We start from the raw sequence: 19,561 nt of genomic DNA, 5'->3' as shown, positions 1-19,561 counted from the left end.
CTTTACCTTTTAAATTTTTTTGCTGCAATCTTTACAAATTCCGTAAAGTTGCATCATATGGCCGGTTAGTTTAAATCCGTGTTCTTTTGCTATATTCATCTGTCTTTTTTCTATGGTATGATCTTCAAATTCTATTATGACGCCGCAACGTCTGCATATCATATGATCGTGGTGAGGCTTTGTGGCAAGTTCAAATTTTTTGCCTTGAGAGCCAAAGCTGATTGAAGTAACCATCTCTGATTCTTCAAGCAAATTTAGAGTTCTATAAACTGTTGCGATGCCTATATTTAGCTCAGGGTGAGCCTCTTTGATAAACAGATATAATTTCTCAGGCGTAAAATGCTCGTCATTATTATAAAGAGTTTTTAGTAAAACTTCACGCTGCTGAGTATATTTAAGCCCATTTTCTTTTAAAACTTTTTTGAATTTTTCAAGCAGTGCGTCATATTCTAAATTTTCAATCATCTTTTACTCCTTTTGTGTTGTGTTGCTATCTACGGTATTGTTTGAATCAATCGAAATTTCATCTTTTAATATCGTATTTATAGGTGGTTGTATAGTGTTTTGTATATTTTGCTTTACTTCATTTACGTCTATATTCATTATCCATTTGCCAGTTTGTAAAAGCACGGGATAAAGTACGCTGTCTTTCAGATACGGTTTTAGCTTGCTGTCCAGCACTCCGATATTAGCCACCGTTACTACCAAAACTGCAAATATTAAGAAAATTTTCGCACTCCCCATTATAAATCCGCCGATCTTGTTTAAAATCCCAAGACCGCTTAGATCTAAAAGCTTTGATAAAAACATACCTATAGCTAAGCAAACCACCCAAAAAACTATAAGTATGGATAAAAACCCTACAAAGTGTATTATGGAGTCGTTATCAAGCTTGTAAATTTTATCGTTTATAAATTTGCCCGCTTCATTTACAAATCTGCTTGCAACTACGATACCGCCTATAAGTCCTATGAGTCCAAAAATTTCTCTTATAAGACCGTGCATAATGCCCTTTATGCCAAGCATCAAAACAAGAACACCCACACAGATATCAAAAATACTTATATTAGCAAAATCCATCTACATTCCTATCACGCCGGCTAATTCTTGCTGGCTTGTTGAATATCTCATCGCCATATCTTTTGTGATCTGACCCGATCTTACGGCTTTAGTTAGAGCTTGAGTTTGAGTAGTCATGCCTGTCATTTGCTGATTTAGTTGCATTTGAGAGTAAATTTGATGAACCTTGTTCTCTCTTATGAGGTTAGCAATCGCAGGGTTGTTTATCAAAATCTCATGAACCGCTATACGCCCTCCGCCGTTTTTAGGCATAAGGCTTTGAGAGATAACCGCCGTTAGCGAAACGGATAGCATGTTTCTTACTTGAATTTGCTCTCCGCCTTCAAAACTGTCTATAATACGGTTTATAGTCTGTATTGCCGAGTTGGTGTGAAGAGTGGCAAAGACAAGGTGTCCCGTTTCAGCAGCAGTTATGGCGATAGATATAGTCTCTCTGTCACGCATCTCGCCTACAAGTATTATATCGGGATCTTCACGAAGTGAGTATTTAAGCGCTTGTGCGTAAGAATGCGTATCCGTGCCTATATTTCTATGAGAAAATAGGGATTTTTTATTTTCATGGACGAATTCTACCGGATCCTCGATGGTTATTATATGTTTTCTTTCATTTAAATTTATCTCATTGAGCATCGCCGCAAGAGTGGTTGATTTACCGCTTCCCGTAGGTCCTGTAACAAGTATCATGCCTTTTTCGCGCTTTACTATCTCTTTAAAGATCGAAGGCGCTCTAAGATCGTCAAGCGAAGGAATCTCAGTAGGAATTATACGAAATGCCGCCGCTAAATCACCGTTCATAGTGTAGTAGTAGTTGCCTCTAAAACGTCCGATATTAGGCAACTCTATAGCAAAGTCAAGCTCTTTTTTCTCTTCCAGCTCACTCTTTTGGGCATCAGTTATGAGAGCATAACAGATATCTTGTATGTCATGGCCAGTCAAAACTCCCATTTCAAGAGGTCTTAAAGTGCCGTCTATTCTTATTTGAGGCGCACTTCTTGCGACAAGGTGTAAATCACTCGCTTTGTTATAAACAACAGTCTTTAAAAACGTTTCTAAATTTGTGCTAAATTTTCCAGTCTCTGTCATGGCGATCACTCTATGATTTTAGGAACAACAAAAAAGTGTTCGTTTCTTGCCGGAGCATGCTTTAAAATCGAATCTATTACGTCTGATTTGATCTCAACATCTTCCCTAAGCAAAGTACCGCCGTCTATGGAACTTACCACAGCTTCGACACTGCTTAAATCAAGCTCGTTTAAAACATCGACAAAGGTCAAAATTTCAGTAAGTTGCCTCTTAATCTCCCCTCGTTTATCCTCGCTTATTTCAAGCGAACTAAGCTTTTCTAGCTTAGCAAGTAACTCATCATCTATCTGCATAATGCCTCATTTGATTCAAATTTTAGTGCATTATATCACATTTTAGCTTTAACCTTTGTGATGTTTCAGATTTATTATGCTACAATTACAATCTTTTAACTACAACAATTTAAGGAAAAACATTGGCTATAAAAGAAGATTTAAAATCCATAAAAGAAGAGTTAAATACGCAGGAACAATTTTTAGAAAACATAATAAAAAGCGAAAGATTTATCAAGAAATACAAAAAACCTCTCATAGTTACTTTAGTGTTGGCAATATTAATGGTTGGCGCTTATTACGTCAACAACTTTATAAAAGAGAAGAATTTTAAAGCCGCAAACGAAGCTTATGCTACACTTATAACAAACCCCAGCGACTCTAAAGCAAAAGCTACCTTAAAAGAAAAGGACATATCTCTTTATGCTCTTTACGAGTTTAAAAGATCGCTTGAAAATAACGATACCACCACTTTAAATTCGCTTATAAACGAGCCTATCGATCCTATCTTAAAAGAGATAATCAAATCCCAAACAAACGAACAAAGTGGACAAATTTTAAGCAACTATAAAACGGTTTTAAAGGGTTACGAGCTTATAAAAGACAATAAAATAGAAGAAGCAAAGATAGAATTTAAGAAAATTCCTCTCAATTCACAGCTTCAACCGATAGTAAAAAATCTTGAACATTACCAAGGAAGCGTCAAATGAAAAAATTTCATATATTTTTAGCCGTTATTTTTGCATCGATTTTGCTTAGCGGATGCGGAACTAAAAGGCAGTATTTTGAGCCTGAAAACGTAAATTCAAAAGCTGATTTTGAGTATAAATTGCCTGACAATATCGCTTCAACAAGCCTAAATGCGGCAGTTCTTGAAAACGGAATGGTAATCACAAAACACGGCTTACTGGAAAATGTAAAATTTCCAAAAGGAACAACGCTCTTAAATGTCCAAAGAGACAAATTTATAACCTCAACACTTAATGGAAATTTAATCATCACAGACCAATACGGACAGGCGTTATACGAAAGAAAATTTAACGAAGCCATCGTATCTGCGTCGCTTGAAGACAGTAGGCTTGCGCTGCTAAGCGCTTCAAATACGATATATCTTGTAAATATTGCGACTGATTCGATCTTGCTTGAATTTGAATCATCAAACGTATATGCACAAGATTCTCGCACGGCATCACCTTATTTTTTAAGCTCTCTTGTGATATTTCCGACACTTGACGGAAAGATTATGATAGTTGATAAAACTACAGGAAGAATTTTAAGAGATGTTGTTGTAAGTAGCGAGCAATTTTTTAATAACATAATATTTTTAGATGTGGTAAATGACACTATGCTTGCATCAACAGGCAAAAGAATCGTCTCGATAAGCCCTGAAAAAACGCTTTATTATAATGGCGAAATAAAAAATGTCATTTCAAATAAAGATAAAATTTATATCTTTGAAAAAGACGGCACGGTAACGCTAACCGATCTTAATCTACAAAAGCTAAATTCCGTAAATTTCAAATTCGCTATCTTTTCAAATGCAGTAGCATTTAGCGATCATCTTTATATCATCGAGAAAAAAGGCTACCTTATAAAAACCAGACTGGATTTAAGCGATGCGCAAATTTTTGAGCTAAATGATGAGATAAAAGATAAGAGCTTTGTCGGATTTAAGGATTTTTATTACGATAACTACTACCTGAAGCTAAATTAAAATGAGCTCTGAAATTTATAAAATTTTTGAGGCTCATAATCTTGTTTTAAAAGATCTAAAACAGATTGATTTAAGCGAATTTAGCAATAAAAGAACCCTCAAATCGGCTATAGGCATTGATACAAAGGGATTTTATACTATAGTTTTCATAAGAGAAGCCAAAAGCAGGTTTTTAAAAAAAGAATTTGAAGATATTGTTGAAATTTGCCGAAAAGTAGAAGAAAAACTTGGCTTGAAAATTAAAAAAAGAGTTGTCTTTTACAGCTCGCAAATTTGTTCAAAAACACAAAATTTGATAAAAGAATCAGGATGGAAATATGACGCTGTGTGATATCGGCAATACAAACGCCACCTTTTTTAAAGAGGGTAAAATTTCAAAGATCGATATCCAAAGCTTTAAAAATTTTAAAAGTAGTGAAAAAATATACTACATAAGCGTGAACGACTCTCTTAAATCCAAGCTTGAAAATGATGAAAATTTCATAAATTTAGAGCCTTTTTTTGAGATTGATACTATATATAACGGACTTGGGATCGATCGCATAGTAAATTGCTACAGTATCGATAATGGCGTGGTTATAGATGCGGGAAGTGCTATAACGATAGATATAATGCAAAACAAAATGCATCTTGGAGGGTGTATCCTGCCGGGAATATCTCAAAGCCTAAAAACTTATGAAAACATATCCGAACGACTTAAGGTATCTCTAAATTCACAGATAGACCTTGAAGCTTTACCCCAAAAGACATCAGACGCTGTAAGCTACGGAGTAATCAAGCCCATCGTCCTTCTTATAGAAAATATCTCAAACAATTCTAAAATTTATTTTACGGGTGGAGACGGAGAATTTTTATCCAGATTTTTTAAAAACAGTATTTATGACAAGAGATTGATTTTTCGGGGTATGCAGGCGTTAATCGAAGAAAAAAAGGAAATTTTATGCTGACAGTCGCACTGCCAAAAGGCAGAATCGCCGAAGAGACTCTTGAAATTTTTAGAAAAATTTTCAAAACTCCGTTTTTATTTGAGGATAGAAAACTAATCATGCAAGAGGGAAATTTTAAATTTTTAATGGTTCGCAACCAAGATATCCCTGTTTATGTCATGAACGGAGCCGCCGATATCGGCGTAGTAGGGCTTGACGTGCTTGAAGAGCACAAGCCTGATGTATTAAGACTGCTTGATTTAAAAATCGGCAAATGTCGGGTTTGCGTAGGAGTTAAAGAGGGCGAAGAACTTGATTATAACGTCTCTGAACTTAAGGTCGCAACCAAGATGGCAAATATCTCTCGCAACTACTTTTCGGCTAAAGCGACACCTCTAAAAATCATCAAACTATACGGCTCTATAGAGCTAGCTCCGCTTGTTGGACTTAGCGACGTTATCGTCGATGTGGTTGAAACAGGCGCCACAATGAAGAAAAACGGGTTAAAAGTGGCAGAAACCATCATGCACTCATCTGCACATCTGATAGCCAATAAAAATGGCTTTATTATCAAAAAAGACGAGATAATATCGCTTTACGAGAAGATAAAAACTCAAATTTAAGTGTTGTAAAAATCGAAAGTTTTCTTATAAATTTAAGTTAATTTAAGAGTGTAGATTTAAATTTTAGCGTTAAAACTTCTTATAAAATCACAAAAAATTTCATAGAGCTTTTCTACTTCATCCACGCAAACCCTCTCGTCTACAGCGTGAATTCTATCGTTTATAACGCCAAATTCAACTACTTTAACTCCAAATTCAGCCAAGTATCTAGCGTCGCTCGTGCCGCCTTTTGTATTAAGATCAGGCACAACACCCGTGATATTAGTTACTGAATTTTGTATAGCTTTTACGACAGCACTATTGCTATCTGTTAAAAACGGTTTTGAGCTCTGCTTGATATCAAGACTGTAGTCAAACTCTCCAAAAAGCCCTTTAACATAATCTTGCACACGCGCAACATCCGTTTTAGTCGAATTTCTTATATTAAACATCACTTTTACGCTACTTGGAGTTACGTTACATACCTGCATTCCGCCTCTAATGTCGGTTATTACGATCTTGCTAGCATCAAAAAACTCACCTCCTTCATCAAGGTCAAATCCTGCAAATTTATGAAAAACGCTTGCAAGCTGATGGGTTGGATTTACGCATTTGTCTGGATATGCCGCGTGTCCTTGAATTCCGTTTATGGTAAGAGTTGCGTTTATAGAACCGCGCCTGCCAACTTTGATAGTATCTCCAAAAATTTTATCGCAAGTAGGTTCGGCTACTACTGCAAATTCGGGCAAACTTTCATTTTCTTTCATAAATTTTAAAGCTTCAAGCGTGCCGAATACAGCATCACCCTCTTCATCGCTTGTCAGTATCATAGATAAGGTGCCGTCAAATTTAGCCTTACCCAAACTTATCTCAGAGCAAATTTGCTTGCAAGCACAAACAAACGCCGCAACTCCGCTTTTCATATCTTGAGCTCCGCGAGCATATATAAATCCATCTTTTTGCACAGGATCAAAAGGCTCGCTATTCCAATTCTCCCCGGCAGGCACAACATCGACATGGCCCGCAAATGCAAGATGTGCTCCGCTGCCAAATTTCTTAGTAAGTATTAAATTTTTAACTCCGTTTTTATTAACGAATGTGGGTTTAAATTCATCGCAATAATCCTTGATAAATTCAAGCAGTCCGTCATCATCAGGAGTGATGGATCTGAATTTCAAAATTTCTTTAAAAAACTCAATAACTTGCATAGTATTTCCGTCTAAATATAAATTTAAAGTAGAGTATGAGAAGGCTCGCCTAGATAAAAGCCTTGAAATTCATCTATACCAAGAGCCACGCAGGTTTCAAATACGCTTTTTGAATGAACAAATTCGGCGATTACCGTAATATTTAATCTCTTAGCAAAAGCTATTATCGCACCTGCAACCGAGCGCGAATCATTGTTTGTATCGATATTTTGAATAATAGAGCCGTCTATTTTGATATAGTCCGGTTTAAGTTTTAAAATATAAGAGAAGTTGCTATATCCAGAACCAAAGTCATCAATAGCAATCTTTGCACCCATTCGCTTAACGCGCTCTATAAACTTACTAACCCGCTCAACGTTTTCGACGTTTTCATCCTCTAATATCTCAAATATGACTCGATTTGCAATATTATATTTGTTAAGCCTATCTATTATAAACACGCTCATTTCGCCATCAGTCATATCTCTACCGGATAAATTTATGGATATAATAGCACCGGGGGTTGCTTTAAGAAGACTAAAACTCTTTTCTATCAGCATCTTTTCTATATCTACATACCTCTTAATACGCTTTGAAACCTCCAGAAAACTGCTAGGAGAAACAACTTCAAAACTATTTTGTATTCTCATTAAAGTTTCATATTTAACTACATTTCTACCTGAGTCAAATATGGGCTGATAGTAAGGTATGATCCTATCATTTACTATAGCGTCTCTAATCAAATTGGATCGTTTAATTTGCTCCGCATACTTTGCCGTATCATCTATGCTTTTAAAATAACAAAAATAATCCTTGCCCGTCTTTTTTGCAAATTCAAGCGCTAACATAGCCTTTTTTACAGTATCTTGCTCATCAAGAGCAAATCCTATAGTGCAGTGAACTTCTATGGTATCTTGCTTATCATCAGGACCTCTTTCTACATCAACAACTAGACCCTTGAGGCTTTCCAATAAGTCCGTAGCTAGCTCTTCATATCTATCTATAAAAGAGTCTGAATCCTCGGCAAAAGCGAATTGATCGGCTCCTATTCGATAGACGGTCATCTGTTCTTTTTTTGCTATTTGCTTCACAAGGCTTGTGACATGTATTAAAATTTGATTACATATATGCATTCCAAAGTAGTTATTCATTTTTCGAAAATCATCTATATCCATTACTACTACTTTGGGTTTTTTCATCACATCCGTATCTTTTTGAAGAGATATACGGTTTGGAAGTCCGGTAAGCTGATCAAAATAAAGCCTGTTTTCTATTTCATTATTTTTTGCGACTAACTCCGCATTAACATCTGTTAATAAAACCTGATTCTTTTTTATCATTTTATAAAATAAAAAATACTGAGAAAGACCTACAAACAACATGAATAAAGTTATGCCTATAGTATTTTTCATATTAACTATAAACCACTCATTAAAATAATCATCCATAATTCCTGTTATTTTAATCGCATCCATGGCCTCATAGCCTATTATTACATCTCCATGCCTTTTAAAATAACAAACTCTAGCCTTATTATCCGGCATAAGTCTTACACTTTTATAATAATCATCATTAACTATATCTTGAAAATTCACACTATCTGTTCCGCAGATCTTCATAGGCAAAGGCTGACCTACAAGATTAGGATACCTAGAACTAGCCAAAACAGTCAGTATTCTTTCATTGTCGGATTCTTTTAATACCCATGAAGATATAGCTTTCGTCTGCTGGGCATAGCTTTGAAATTCAGTCAAATTGCCTTCTGCGACTTTATCATACAACAGTTCAACGATGTTCATATATGATTTTATTTTACTGTCAATAGTGATATTAGACACATTATCAATAGAAATTTTGTATTTAGAGTAAAATATATAAGAGATTGCCAGTATAGAGCATGATATCAAAACAATCACAGGGAGCACAATGAATTGAGTTGAAGATTTACTCAAATAATTTTTATTCATACAGATACTTTTAATCCATTATCTTTAAATTTTTAGATTCTATCATGAGTTTCCTTAAATAAACGAATTCAAAACAATTGCAACTATTTAACAAACAAGCCATACAAAAGAATTAGAGAAAATATTGACAATCCTAATGCACAAAGATATGAGGCGTGCTTTATAATTTTTGGAGAAATTAGCTTAGAACTCTTAAAAACAGCCAAAGGCATAAGAGTTATCCAAAGCCCGATAGCGGTAATTAATCCTGCCACCATAACCCACGCGTATCCCGCAAAGCTACTTGCAAGAGTAGCCACGCTTAGCCAAAATCCTATCGTATAAGGGTTGCTAAGAGTTGCAAACAATCCCTTAAAATAATTTTTAGCAAATTGTGTTTTATCTTTATCTAGCGTTTTTTCAAGCTTGATTTGGTTATTTGCTCCTTTAAAGATAAGCCAAGAGATAAAAAGTAGATAACAAATTCCAAAAATTCCGATCGCCTTTAAGATAAGTTTGTTTTGCAGATACTCCAACACTCCAAAACCAAGCAAAAGCAGATAAAGCACGTCCGCACTCATCGCTCCAAGACCGATAGCAAACGCTCTTAAAAACGAACTAAGCGCGGCGGTCATTATCATTATATTAATAGGTCCAAGCGGTATGGCTGCTGAAAATCCAAGCAAAAGCCCTTGCAAAAAGATACTCATATAACTATGCCGATCATATATTTTTCACAAATGTATTTACTATCGCCGTTTTTACAGATAGTCGCAACAAACAAACGATAGTCAAAAACTTCATCATCGCTACAGCACTCTTAATTAAAATTTACTCAAAAATACTTTAACTCATACATAAAAGCAAATTTGACAAGCAGATTCTATCCTCAGCACAACAAAGCAAACCACATAAAGCGAGTCTAAAGTCTTATTATCTTGGCTCCAAATCCACCTTGATTTGGCGGCGCATCAAAAAATTCCTTTACGCTAGGATGAGTCTTTAAAAAATTCCTGACCGCAAATGCAAGCTTACCGGTGCCGATCCCATGAAAGACGCTAACCTCATCAAAGCCCATTATCAGGCTATCGGAGATAAATTTATCAAGCCTTTCTATCGCCTCATCGGCTCTAAGTCCGTGCAGATCAAGAGTAACGCTAGCCGTTTTTGGTTTTTGAACCTTTAAATTTACGCCTGACTTTGGTGCGCTTGGAGGCGGATTGCCGCTTTTTTTAAGCATCTTGATAGGCACTCTAAGCTTAACGCCGTCGGTTTGTATAGTAGCGTCATTTTTACTAAGTCCTACCACGACGCCTTTTATCTTATTATATTTTACGTTATCACCGATTTTTAGCTCTATTTGAGTTGAAATTTCAGGCTTTATGATAGCTTTTTTAGCCTCATTGGCACTATTTAAGGCACGCTGTTTTTCTTTGGTATCGTCTAAATTTATAGCTCTTTTAGCCTCGTTTATAGCCTTAAAATACTCTCTTTCAAGCCTATTTATAGTCTCTTGCTCTCTTATTTCGTTTTGCTCTTTTTGCTCTTTTAAACTCTCAATGAGCAAGTCAAGCTTTTGCTCTTTCTTTACCGTGCTTTCAAGACGCTCTTTTAGCTCAACTTCCAAATTTAAAGTCTTGCTTATCATCTCGTTTAGATTTTCTTTATCTTCACCGTAAATTTTCTTCGCTTCGCTAACTAAATTTTGAGATATGCCGTATCTTGCGGCAGTTTCAAAAGCATAAGATTTGCCGATAGTTCCTTTTAAAAACTCAAATTTCGGACGAGAATTCTCCTCGTCATAAAGCGCTGCTATGAGCTCAACTTCGCTATTTTTAGCAAGCAGCATAGCAAGACGCTTATGGTGGGTAGTGATGATCATCTTGATATCGTTTGCTATAAGCCTTTCAATCATCACGCTATATAGACTAGCAGCCTCTTCAAAGTCCGTTCCAAGCTCTATCTCATCAATTCCGATTAGCAAATTTTTCTTGTTAAAAAGCCTTGAGAAGTGAAGCATGCGCCCTGCAAAAGTAGAGATATCGTTTTTTACATTTTGCGGATCTTCGATGATGGTATCAAACTCCTTAAAGCTTCCGATGTGCGAATTTTCAGCATCTATCCTCATAGGCAAAAGATACTTTGCTAAAAACGCCGCGGAAATTATTGATTTTAAAAGCATTGACTTGCCGCCCGCATTTACACCCGTTATCAAAAGCACTTTTTTACGAAAATCCACGCTAACACTCTTTGGGTTTTTAAGAGCAGGATGAGCGAAATTTTTAATAACGATATTTGACGAGCTATCGCTTAGCACAAATTCATAATCCATACTCTTAGCCATAAGCACCCGCGCGCTATAAGCGTCAAAGATATCAAAAGCCGAATTTATAAATTTCAAAAATAGCAAATTTTTGTGCATAACGCCACTCATAAGCTTGCAGTGCTCATATACTATCAGCTCTTTTTTATCCAAAAGCTCGCTTTGCTCTTTTTTAAGCTTTTCTATGTTTGCAGGCATTACGTAAAAGTATCCGCCCGAACTTCTTGCAACAACAGTGCCTTTTAGTACGTGGTTAAACCCTCCGCGCACCAGCAAAGCTTCTTGGGCATTGACATAATGAACCTGAGTATCCACAAGATAAGGCGTTATTGATTTTGAGTAGATAAGTCGCTTTAAATCAGCGTCAATCTGAGACTTTTTCATAGCAAAAGCCGATTTTATGTCTGCAAGCCTCTCATCGACCTCATCTTTTAGCTCGCCGTCTTTATCAAAGGAATTTGCGATTTTTAAAATAGCCGAAGGAATTTCTATCTTATCCAGCCACTCGCCAAGAAGTCTTTCAAATTTAAGCGATTTAAGATACGAAAAATAGTTTATAATTTTAGCAAATTCATAAATTTCACTGATATGAAGCACGGCTTGTTTGTTTAGTCTAATGAGAGCGTCGTCTAAATTCGCAACCTCGCCAGGCTCTTTAAATTCCACATTTGAAAGCTCTAAAATTTTTTCATAGTGAAGCCTGCTATCTCCTTGCATAAAAAGCGGTTTTTCGCGAGCCAAAAACGAGCCGAATTTAGCGATATACTCGGTCAGATCAAGAGTATGAAGCAGTCTATCCACCTACTTCGCCTCGCAACTTTTTATCTCTATTATGACGCTGCTAAGCTCTTTAAATTCGCGCTTTGCAACAAAAGAAGCGGTGCCAAATTCGTAGTTAAATTTTTTGTTGCTTACTTCCATCTCCCCGCATTTTAAAATTTTACCTTGATTAAACGCGCTTAAAAGCTCGCGGGTTTTAGCCTGACTATCTTCAAAAGCGCTCTCATAAACATAAGCCAAAACTCCTACAACCAAGACAAAAGAGGCTATTAAAATTTTAGCCTTTTTGCTGATTTTCTCATCGCTTATACTAAAGAGCAAAATAGCTACTAAAATAACTACTAAAACAAGTATAAACCTCATTATTTTCCCCTTAATTGATATGTGATGTCGCCTGCACCAAATCCTATCACAAGTCCGTCATCAAGCAAATTCTTAACTCCGAATTCATCAAAAAACACGATACTGTCATCCTCTCTGCTAACATGAGTGGTCATTATCGGATTATACTCTTTAAATTCCTCTTTCATATCTATCTCTATAGGCTCTTCGCCCGCCGCATAAACGGGCAGTATCACAAGCTCGTCAATGCCTTTAAAGCACTCTTTAAATCCTTGTAAATTTGCACTCAAGCGAGTATATCGGTGAGGCTGAAATATCGCCGTTATCTTTGAAATTCCAAGCAGCTTTGCGTATTCAAAGACCGATTTGAGAGTCGCTTTTATCTCGGTGGGATGATGAGCGTAGTCATCTATAAGCACAAATTTCTTAGTTGCCGTAAGTATATCAAAGCGTTTTTTTATACCTTTAAAATTCATCAAATTTTCACGAATTGAGCTTAAAGAGACCTCATTAATCGCGGCCAATATCGCAAGACTGGCGTCTATTGCGATATGCTCGCCCATGCCAAGCACTTCAAATTTGCCCAAATTTTTAAGATTAAAGGTAGTGTACGGCACAAAATCCCTTACTACCATGGTCATATCGGTAATATCAACGCTTGGATTTAGTCTGATAGAATCAAACTTAAGCGTGCTTAAAAACTCATCTTCGGCGTTTATCACTCGAATTTTAGCTCGCTCCAAAAACCCCCTGTAAGCTGCATGAAATTTCTGCATATCGTATTCGTAGTGCTCCATATGCTCGGGCTCCGCATTGGTTACGATGGCCAAATACGGGTTTGAGTTAAGGAAGCTTGAGTCGCTCTCATCGGCTTCAAAGATGACGTTTTCATGGGTGTTGTATTTCATGTTTGAATTAAACTGCTTTGAGATGGCGCCTATGATGACAGAGCCCTCAACAAGGCTTGCAAGCATCGCCGAAGTGGTGCTCTTACCATGCGCTCCCGCAACTGCAAATACACGCTTGCCATCAAGAACTATGGGCAAGGCTTCTTTGCGCGAAAGACACTTTATGCCGCGTCTTTTAGCTTCGATCAGCTCTATGTTATCCTCTTTGATCGCGGCTGAATAAATAACAAAATCCTGATCCGTTATCGCCTCTTTGCAGTGAGGCGTTATGACATTTATGCCTTGCTTTACGAGCTCTTTTGTCGTAACGCTTTCTTTGATGTCGCTACCGCTTATGATGTAGCCCTTTTCGTTTAAAAACCTCGCGATAGCCGATATGCCGATACCGCCGATACCGATAAAATGAACTTTTCTCAAATTTGACCTTAAATTAAATTTTAAATTTGATTATATCCAAAAGGAGCTTAGAGATATTGGTTTAGCTTTTTGATTTGGTTAGCTCATAACTCTCATCAATCAGATCAAAGACCGCCTCATCTAAGATATCGCTGCTTAAATTCACGCTTATCCAGTGCTTTTTGTTCATATGATAAGCAGGGAAAATTCGCTCATCATCTCTTAATAGGCTTGCCAGATCAGGCCTGCACTTTAAATTTAAGATGAAAGTTTCGCCATCTTTTTTAAGACCAAGTTTTTTATAATCAGCTTTTAAAAGCAGGCAAAACCATTTTTGATTTTTCTCATGGCGAAAAATAGCATGGTCAGGATAGTTTTCAAAAACTTTTTCGTTTTTAACTCCGAATTTTTTGCTTATGTATTTAAAAACGGCTTTTGGTTGCATTTATTATCTTAGAATGCCTTTTAATTTGTTTTAAAAATTATACATAATTTTTAGAAATAAAGCATAATATTTATGTTAAAATATTGTTTAATATAAACAAATAAGGATTGGATTGCAAAGCATGAATCAATATGAAGAGAAAATACACTATGACGAAATAGACTTAATAGAACTATTTAAAAAAATTTATTCTTATAAAAAAATAATCATAGCAATAACGATCTTATTTGCTACATTCGGCTTTATATATCTAACGACATTAACACATTTATATAAAGCAAAAGCACTGGTAGAGGCTGGATATTATAAAGACGGGAATAATGAAGTTATACTGGCCAATATCGATAATGTCATTAAAAAATCCATAGTTACATATATAGAATCGGTTGAGAATATACCCGATCTTGACTATAAAGTGGAAAAAATTGAAACTTTGAAAGATAATAAAAAATTTTTTAATATAGAAGTTTTAGCCAAATCAAACGATATAGCAAAAAGTCAAATAAAAAAAATAGTAGATCAAATTTCAATTGAGCATAAAAATATACTAGATGAATATCTGGAAAAACAAAAAGTTAAAATTTTAAACCTTGACAGAAGAATCAATTTTTTACAAAACAACCAAATAAAATCTATAGAACAACAAATAGAGTATATAAAAAACTTTCAAATTCCAAGTATTGATAAAAAAATACATTACATACAAAACACAAGCATTCCTGCGGCAAAAAGAGATTTAGAATCAATAGATAATATTATCCTTGTAGAAATCGACAAAAATATAAACTTAAATAGAAAGAAACTTGAAAAATACGAAGCTCAACTTCAAACGTTGCCGTCAATGAGAAAATCGGCTAAAGTAGAAACTATCGTCTTAGAGCAGATGATAGAGCAAAATTTATATACTCAGATATCAAATTCGGAACAACAAATAATATCATTAGAGAGTAGAAAAGAGGCTCTAATATCTCAAACAAAACCTTCTTTGCAAGATAAAATAGACAGATTAACAAGCGTTGATATAGGAAATCTAGAAACGGAAAAAGATGTCATCATAACAAACAAGATACCGGCTCTGGAAAGAGAACTGGCAAATTTAAAAGTAGGAGAACTTGAAAAACTACTAGATGAAAAATCTATTTTAGAATTATCGTTAAAACCTTACAACTACCAAAACACTCAAATAGTTTCGGATATAATAACTTCCGATAAGCCTGCCAAACCAAAAACAATACTCATTCTAGGAGTAGCTATTATAGCAGGCTTTTTATTGTCAATATTTTTTGTGCTTATATACGATGCAATAAAAAATCATAAAACAAAACTAAATAATTAAAAATTTAATTATTTTGGAAGCTTAAATTTACGCAAATTTAACTCTCCGCTACTCATATCAAGATAGTAAAGCAGGTCTTTTTGTACGCTTAAACCCGCAAGATACCTAAGGGCTAAATTTGCCTGAAAGCTTGCGATAAACATAACTATAGGTGCGGCGATACCTGCCGGCTTGATATCTGAAACCGCAAAGGCAGAAGTTAGCGAAGCTTTATCAAACAGACAAACCTGTCCGTGAAAGCTCTCAACAGACCCGTAAAGCCAAGGTACGCCCAAGCTCTTTGCGTATTCGTTTATCTGCGCTCTTGTTTTTAGATTATCGGTAGCATCGATAATAAGATCAAATTTAAGCCTTTTGGCCGCAAATTCATCAAATCTACAAGCATGAACCGTTATCTTTACGCCGTCATATCTTCGCTCAAGGCGACTCTTAAAAATTTCAGCCTTAAATTTGCCCTCATCTCCCATATCAAAAATAATTTGGCGGTGGATATTATGCACGCTCACTTCATCAAAATCGACAATGTGAATTTCGCCTATCCCGCTTGAACTAAGAGCATATCCAAGCGAACTTCCAAGTCCGCCCGAGCCGATGATGGCTATGCTTTTGTTTGCCAAATTCGCTTGCGTCTCCTCGCCCCAAAGCTGAATTTGTCTATGAAAATAGTTCATATAAATTTCCTTTTATTTATAATGCAGCCAAATTCCCACATGCTTCTTGCTTTAGTAACTTCCTTTTTGCTTACATCTACAAGCAACATCTCTTCGTTTTTGCCAAGCCTCGCCTCGATATCGCCAAGCGGATTTATAAGCATGCTGTCTCCGTAGAATTTCCACTGCTCGTCGTTTGATTTGTGATTTCCGACACGATTAACTCGCAGGATATAAAGATTGTTCGTAAATGCGCGAGTCTTTAAGAGCTCCTCCCATCTAGCCCGACTAAAAAACGTGCAAGCTGACGGCATAAGCACCACATCAACTCGCTTTTTCATCATATACGCCCAACACGCATCAAAGTGAGCTTCATAACCAAACATCACGCCAAATTTTATCTTCTCGTGAGTAAATGTCAAAAACTCAAATTTATCATCAGAGTCATTTTGAGAATTTGTAAAAAATTTCGCTTCGTTCCAGTGAGAATACGGCATCAAAATTTGCTGTTTAAAAAATTTAGTCTGATTCGGACTAAATTTACCGACCGTTTTTATAAGCTCTTTACCTCTGCTTAATACGATAGGAGCGATGATCGTGATATCATATCTCTTTGCGAATTTCGCCAATGTCTCGCGCTTGATCTCGCTTTGTTCTTTTATGATGCTTTTTGGCATACTTTCAAGCTCTTTAAAGAAGCTGTTTAGCACGTATTCTCCAAGCACGACAAGCTTCGCGCCGCTATCTGAGCACATCTTAAAATAATAATCAAGCCTTAAGTCGCTGATAGGCTGAGTGGGAAGTTGTAGGGCACAAATTTTACTCATTGGATATCTCTTTTATCTGAAGTTTTGCATTTTGTAAAATTTCCCCGGCCTCATCAAGCAGCTTCTTGCCCTCTTTGTGAAGCTTTACACTCTGCTGTAAGCTTAAATCATCCTTGCTTAACTTCTCCAAAATTTCATTCGCCTTTATCAGCTTTGATTCAAAACTATCTTCTTTTAAATTTTCATCATTTTGCATCCAAAACCCTTTTTACATATTTTTCAAATTTATCAACTTCAACCAAAAACGCATCATGTCCGTAGCTGCTATCTATCTCTATATACTCGCATTCGCAAGGCTTTTCAAGCTTGGCGATCTCATCAGCCATCTCCTTCATACAACTTGGCGGAAACAATATATCACCACTAAATGATATGAGCGTAAGTCTCGCGCAAATTTGTGAAAGCGCGTCGCCAAGGCTATCATAGTGCCTCGTGCAGTCAAAGATATTCATCATCTTAACGATATAAAGATAGCTTAGCGGATCAAAGCGCTTCGGGAAATTATGCCCGTTATACTCCATATATCTATCCACCTGAAAGCGTCCCGTAAGCTCGTAAAGTCCGTCGGTTTCTACATAGTTTCTGCCAAATTTTGCGTCCATCGACCCAGGGCTTAAAAAGCTTATGTGTCCTGCCATCCTGCCAAGTGCCATGCCTACAAGTCCGCTTTCTGCGATATCAACAGGATCGTATTCGCCGTCTTTAAACTCCCTATCGCGTAAAATTCCTTCAATTGCGATTTTATTAAACGCGATCGCCCAAGGCTTGGTCTGGTAGGTGCTTGCCATGATTATTACGTTTTTTGCAAAATTTGGAAATTCTATCGCAAAGCAAAGCGCTTGCATACCGCCAAGACTTCCGCCGATAACTGCGTGAGCCTGCTTGATTCTAAGCCTTTCAAAGAGCCTCATCTGAGCTTTTACCACATCGCTTATCGTTAAAACGGGAAATCTCAAACGATACTGCTTGCCTGTGCTTTTTTCTATGCTAAGCGGATTTGTCGAGCCGAAATTTGAGCCCAAGATATTTACGCAGATGACAAAAAATTTATTTGTATCAACTGCCTTACCCTCACCTATAAAGCTATCCCACCAGCCGGGCTTTTGCTCATTTTCATAAAATCCCGCCGCATGGTGCGAGCCAGTAAGCGCATGGCAGATGACAATGACGTTGCTTTTGTTTTGATTTAAATTTCCGTAGGTTTCATAAACAAGCTCGAAATTTGAGAGAATTCGACCGCTCTCAAGGTAGAGCGGCTCGTCGAATTTCTCTTTGCTTGTTTTTAAATTTAGCACTAATTGACTTTGTAATTCGGCGCTTCATGCGTGATAACTACGTCATGAACGTGACTTTCTTTAAGCCCGGCACTCGTAATTTCTACAAATTCCGCCTTTTCTTGAAGCGTTAAGATATCTTTTGAGCCGCAATATCCCATCGCGCTTCTTAAACCGCCAAGCAGCTGATGCACTACATCTTTGATACTGCCTACATAAGGAACGCGACCTTCGATACCCTCGGGCACAAGTTTATCTTGAGCGGTGCCTTCTTGAAAATATCTATCCGAGCTTCCTTTGCTCATCGCGCCTATAGAGCCCATACCGCGGTAGGTTTTGTACTGGCGTCCTTGGAAGGTTATAAGCTCGCCCGGACTCTCATCACAACCGGCAAGCAAGCTTCCCACCATAATACTACTTGCACCTGCGGCAAGCGCTTTGGCTAGATCTCCTGAATACTTGATACCGCCGTCTGCGATAACGGGAATGCCGTATTTTTTAGCTTCATTTGCGCAGTCGTCAATGGCCGAAATTTGAGGCACGCCAACGCCTGCTACAATCCTTGTAGTACAAATCGATCCTGGTCCGATACCTACTTTTATGCCGTCAGCTCCGGCTTGCGCTAGGTCCTTAACGGCTGCAGGATTTGCGATATTTCCCACGACTACATCTACGTTAAAATTCGCCTTTATCTCTTTAAGCGTATCGATGATACCTTTCGTGTGTCCGTGAGCCGAGTCCATAACGATCGCATCAACTCCGGCTTCCACAAGCGCTCTTGCACGGTCTATCTGCCCTACTCCGATAGCCGCTGCCACTCTGAGTCTGCCGTAGCCGTCTTTGTTGGCGTTTGGATACTCTTTGCGTTTTTTAAGGTCTTTTATGGTTATAAGTCCTTCTAAATGTCCGTTTTCATCGATTATCGGAAGCTTTTCTACGCGATTTGAGTGAAAAATTTTCTCCGCTTCATCAAGAGTGCAGCCCTTTGGAGCGGTTATCAAAGGAGCCTTTGTCATTCGCTCTTTTACAAGCACTTTCGGATCGGTTTCAAAGCGAAGATCACGGTTGGTTAAAATTCCTATAAGCTTATTTGCCTCATCAACCACTGGCACGCCCGAGATATGAAGATCTGCCATCAGCGCCCAAGCTTCGCCGACAGTAGCGTCAGGGCGTATGGATATAGGATCGATGATAACGCCGCTTTCGCTCTTTTTAACCCGCCTTACTTCACGCACTTGCGAGGCTATGTCCATGTTTTTATGTATCACGCCGATACCTCCAAGACGCGCCATCATGATAGCCGTCCTATGCTCGGTAACTGTATCCATAGCGGCTGAGATAAGCGGGATATTTAAGCTTATGTTCTTGCTAAAAATAGTCTTTACACTCACCTCTTTAGGCAAAATTTCAGAGTATTGCGGGACTAAAAGCACATCTTCAAAGGTTAAAGCTCTTTTAACTATCTTCATT

General features: G+C 37.2%; 22 protein-coding genes. 6 read left to right on the top strand and 16 right to left on the bottom strand.

Annotated elements, in window-relative coordinates; genetic code table 11:
- Positions 1 to 9 precede the first annotated feature (9 nt).
- Genes ACHJH3_RS07440 through gatC form a run of 4 tightly spaced genes read right to left on the bottom strand, consistent with a single transcriptional unit; the run spans position 10 to position 2,456 of the window.
- Positions 10 to 465 (bottom strand): Fur family transcriptional regulator, encoded by a 456-nt coding sequence (locus ACHJH3_RS07440; protein ID WP_169940532.1) that lies wholly within the window; start codon positions 463 to 465, stop codon positions 10 to 12.
- 3 nt (positions 466 to 468) lie between these two features.
- Entirely contained in the window at positions 469 to 1,080 is a 612-nt protein-coding gene (locus ACHJH3_RS07435) for a CvpA family protein (RefSeq protein ID WP_407064266.1), read from the bottom strand.
- Positions 1,081 to 2,163, bottom strand: a complete 1,083-nt coding sequence (locus ACHJH3_RS07430; RefSeq protein WP_169940536.1) for a type IV pilus twitching motility protein PilT — start codon at positions 2,161 to 2,163, stop codon at positions 1,081 to 1,083.
- Positions 2,164 to 2,168: 5 nt separating this feature from the next.
- Positions 2,169 to 2,456: an Asp-tRNA(Asn)/Glu-tRNA(Gln) amidotransferase subunit GatC gene (gatC, locus tag ACHJH3_RS07425; protein WP_407064265.1), complete on the bottom strand. Its 288-nt coding sequence runs from the start codon at positions 2,454 to 2,456 to the stop codon at positions 2,169 to 2,171.
- Between the two features lie 122 nt (positions 2,457 to 2,578).
- Between gatC and ACHJH3_RS07420 the strand changes: the two genes are divergently transcribed.
- Genes ACHJH3_RS07420 through hisG form a run of 5 tightly spaced genes read left to right on the top strand, consistent with a single transcriptional unit; the run spans position 2,579 to position 5,698 of the window.
- A complete protein-coding gene (locus tag ACHJH3_RS07420) occupies positions 2,579 to 3,145 on the top strand; it encodes a YfgM family protein (RefSeq protein WP_407064264.1) in 567 nt (188 codons plus the stop codon).
- Positions 3,142 to 4,149 (top strand): PQQ-binding-like beta-propeller repeat protein, encoded by a 1,008-nt coding sequence (locus ACHJH3_RS07415; RefSeq protein ID WP_407064263.1) that lies wholly within the window; start codon positions 3,142 to 3,144, stop codon positions 4,147 to 4,149. The genes ACHJH3_RS07420 and ACHJH3_RS07415 overlap by 4 nt, the downstream gene beginning before the upstream one ends.
- A 1-nt stretch (position 4,150) precedes the next feature.
- Positions 4,151 to 4,480 carry a hypothetical protein gene (locus ACHJH3_RS07410; RefSeq protein ID WP_407064262.1) on the top strand — a complete coding sequence of 110 codons (330 nt, stop codon included), beginning with the start codon at positions 4,151 to 4,153 and terminating at the stop codon, positions 4,478 to 4,480.
- Positions 4,467 to 5,096, top strand: a complete 630-nt coding sequence (locus ACHJH3_RS07405) for a type III pantothenate kinase (protein ID WP_407064261.1) — start codon at positions 4,467 to 4,469, stop codon at positions 5,094 to 5,096. The genes ACHJH3_RS07410 and ACHJH3_RS07405 overlap by 14 nt, the downstream gene beginning before the upstream one ends.
- Positions 5,090 to 5,698 (top strand): ATP phosphoribosyltransferase, encoded by a 609-nt coding sequence (gene hisG / locus ACHJH3_RS07400; RefSeq protein WP_407064260.1) that lies wholly within the window; start codon positions 5,090 to 5,092, stop codon positions 5,696 to 5,698. The genes ACHJH3_RS07405 and hisG overlap by 7 nt, the downstream gene beginning before the upstream one ends.
- A gap of 56 nt (positions 5,699 to 5,754) precedes the next feature.
- Here the strand turns inward: hisG and dapE are convergent, their stop codons facing one another.
- From dapE to ACHJH3_RS07365, 7 genes are all read right to left on the bottom strand, one after another.
- Positions 5,755 to 6,885, bottom strand: coding sequence for a succinyl-diaminopimelate desuccinylase (gene dapE / locus ACHJH3_RS07395; protein WP_407064259.1), 1,131 nt, complete (start codon positions 6,883 to 6,885; stop codon positions 5,755 to 5,757).
- 23 nt (positions 6,886 to 6,908) lie between these two features.
- Complete coding sequence (locus ACHJH3_RS07390; protein ID WP_407064258.1) at positions 6,909 to 8,831, bottom strand: EAL domain-containing protein; 1,923 nt, start codon at positions 8,829 to 8,831, stop codon at positions 6,909 to 6,911.
- An 83-nt stretch (positions 8,832 to 8,914) separates the two neighbouring features.
- Positions 8,915 to 9,520 carry a LysE family translocator gene (locus ACHJH3_RS07385; RefSeq protein ID WP_407064257.1) on the bottom strand — a complete coding sequence of 202 codons (606 nt, stop codon included), beginning with the start codon at positions 9,518 to 9,520 and terminating at the stop codon, positions 8,915 to 8,917.
- A 212-nt stretch (positions 9,521 to 9,732) separates the two neighbouring features.
- Positions 9,733 to 11,934, bottom strand: a complete 2,202-nt coding sequence (locus ACHJH3_RS07380) for an endonuclease MutS2 (RefSeq protein WP_407064256.1) — start codon at positions 11,932 to 11,934, stop codon at positions 9,733 to 9,735.
- The gene (locus ACHJH3_RS07375; protein WP_407064255.1) at positions 11,935 to 12,276 is read right to left on the bottom strand and encodes a hypothetical protein; all 342 of its coding nucleotides are present in this window, start codon (positions 12,274 to 12,276) and stop codon (positions 11,935 to 11,937) included.
- A complete protein-coding gene (gene murC, locus ACHJH3_RS07370; protein ID WP_407064254.1) occupies positions 12,276 to 13,580 on the bottom strand; it encodes a UDP-N-acetylmuramate--L-alanine ligase in 1,305 nt (434 codons plus the stop codon). Before murC ends, ACHJH3_RS07375 begins: the two co-directional genes overlap by 1 nt.
- Positions 13,581 to 13,641: 61 nt before the next feature.
- Complete coding sequence (locus tag ACHJH3_RS07365) at positions 13,642 to 14,004, bottom strand: MmcQ/YjbR family DNA-binding protein (protein WP_407064253.1); 363 nt, start codon at positions 14,002 to 14,004, stop codon at positions 13,642 to 13,644.
- Between the two features lie 121 nt (positions 14,005 to 14,125).
- On the opposite strand from ACHJH3_RS07365, the gene ACHJH3_RS07360 reads away from it, so the two are divergent.
- On the top strand, positions 14,126 to 15,340 hold the full coding sequence (locus tag ACHJH3_RS07360; protein WP_407064334.1) for a Wzz/FepE/Etk N-terminal domain-containing protein: 1,215 nt from the start codon (positions 14,126 to 14,128) through the stop codon (positions 15,338 to 15,340).
- Between the two features lie 8 nt (positions 15,341 to 15,348).
- Here the strand turns inward: ACHJH3_RS07360 and ACHJH3_RS07355 are convergent, their stop codons facing one another.
- From ACHJH3_RS07355 to guaB, 5 genes are read right to left on the bottom strand one after another with little or no spacing between them, the layout of a single operon-like run.
- A complete protein-coding gene (locus ACHJH3_RS07355) occupies positions 15,349 to 16,011 on the bottom strand; it encodes a HesA/MoeB/ThiF family protein (RefSeq protein ID WP_407064252.1) in 663 nt (220 codons plus the stop codon).
- The gene (locus tag ACHJH3_RS07350; protein WP_407064251.1) at positions 16,008 to 16,817 is read right to left on the bottom strand and encodes a carbon-nitrogen hydrolase family protein; all 810 of its coding nucleotides are present in this window, start codon (positions 16,815 to 16,817) and stop codon (positions 16,008 to 16,010) included. The genes ACHJH3_RS07355 and ACHJH3_RS07350 overlap by 4 nt, the downstream gene beginning before the upstream one ends.
- Entirely contained in the window at positions 16,810 to 17,013 is a 204-nt protein-coding gene (xseB, locus tag ACHJH3_RS07345; RefSeq protein WP_407064250.1) for an exodeoxyribonuclease VII small subunit, read from the bottom strand. Before xseB ends, ACHJH3_RS07350 begins: the two co-directional genes overlap by 8 nt.
- Positions 17,003 to 18,112: a homoserine O-acetyltransferase MetX gene (metX, locus tag ACHJH3_RS07340; protein WP_407064249.1), complete on the bottom strand. Its 1,110-nt coding sequence runs from the start codon at positions 18,110 to 18,112 to the stop codon at positions 17,003 to 17,005. Before metX ends, xseB begins: the two co-directional genes overlap by 11 nt.
- Positions 18,112 to 19,560 carry an IMP dehydrogenase gene (gene guaB / locus ACHJH3_RS07335; RefSeq protein WP_407064248.1) on the bottom strand — a complete coding sequence of 483 codons (1,449 nt, stop codon included), beginning with the start codon at positions 19,558 to 19,560 and terminating at the stop codon, positions 18,112 to 18,114. Before guaB ends, metX begins: the two co-directional genes overlap by 1 nt.
- Position 19,561 lies beyond the last annotated feature (1 nt).

This window comes from Campylobacter canis, assembly GCF_045504005.1.
In the GTDB taxonomy this organism is placed as follows: domain Bacteria; phylum Campylobacterota; class Campylobacteria; order Campylobacterales; family Campylobacteraceae; genus Campylobacter_A; species Campylobacter_A canis.
The sequence above is the reverse complement of the archived record's forward strand: the minus strand, read 5'-3'. Positions and strand labels throughout refer to the sequence as shown.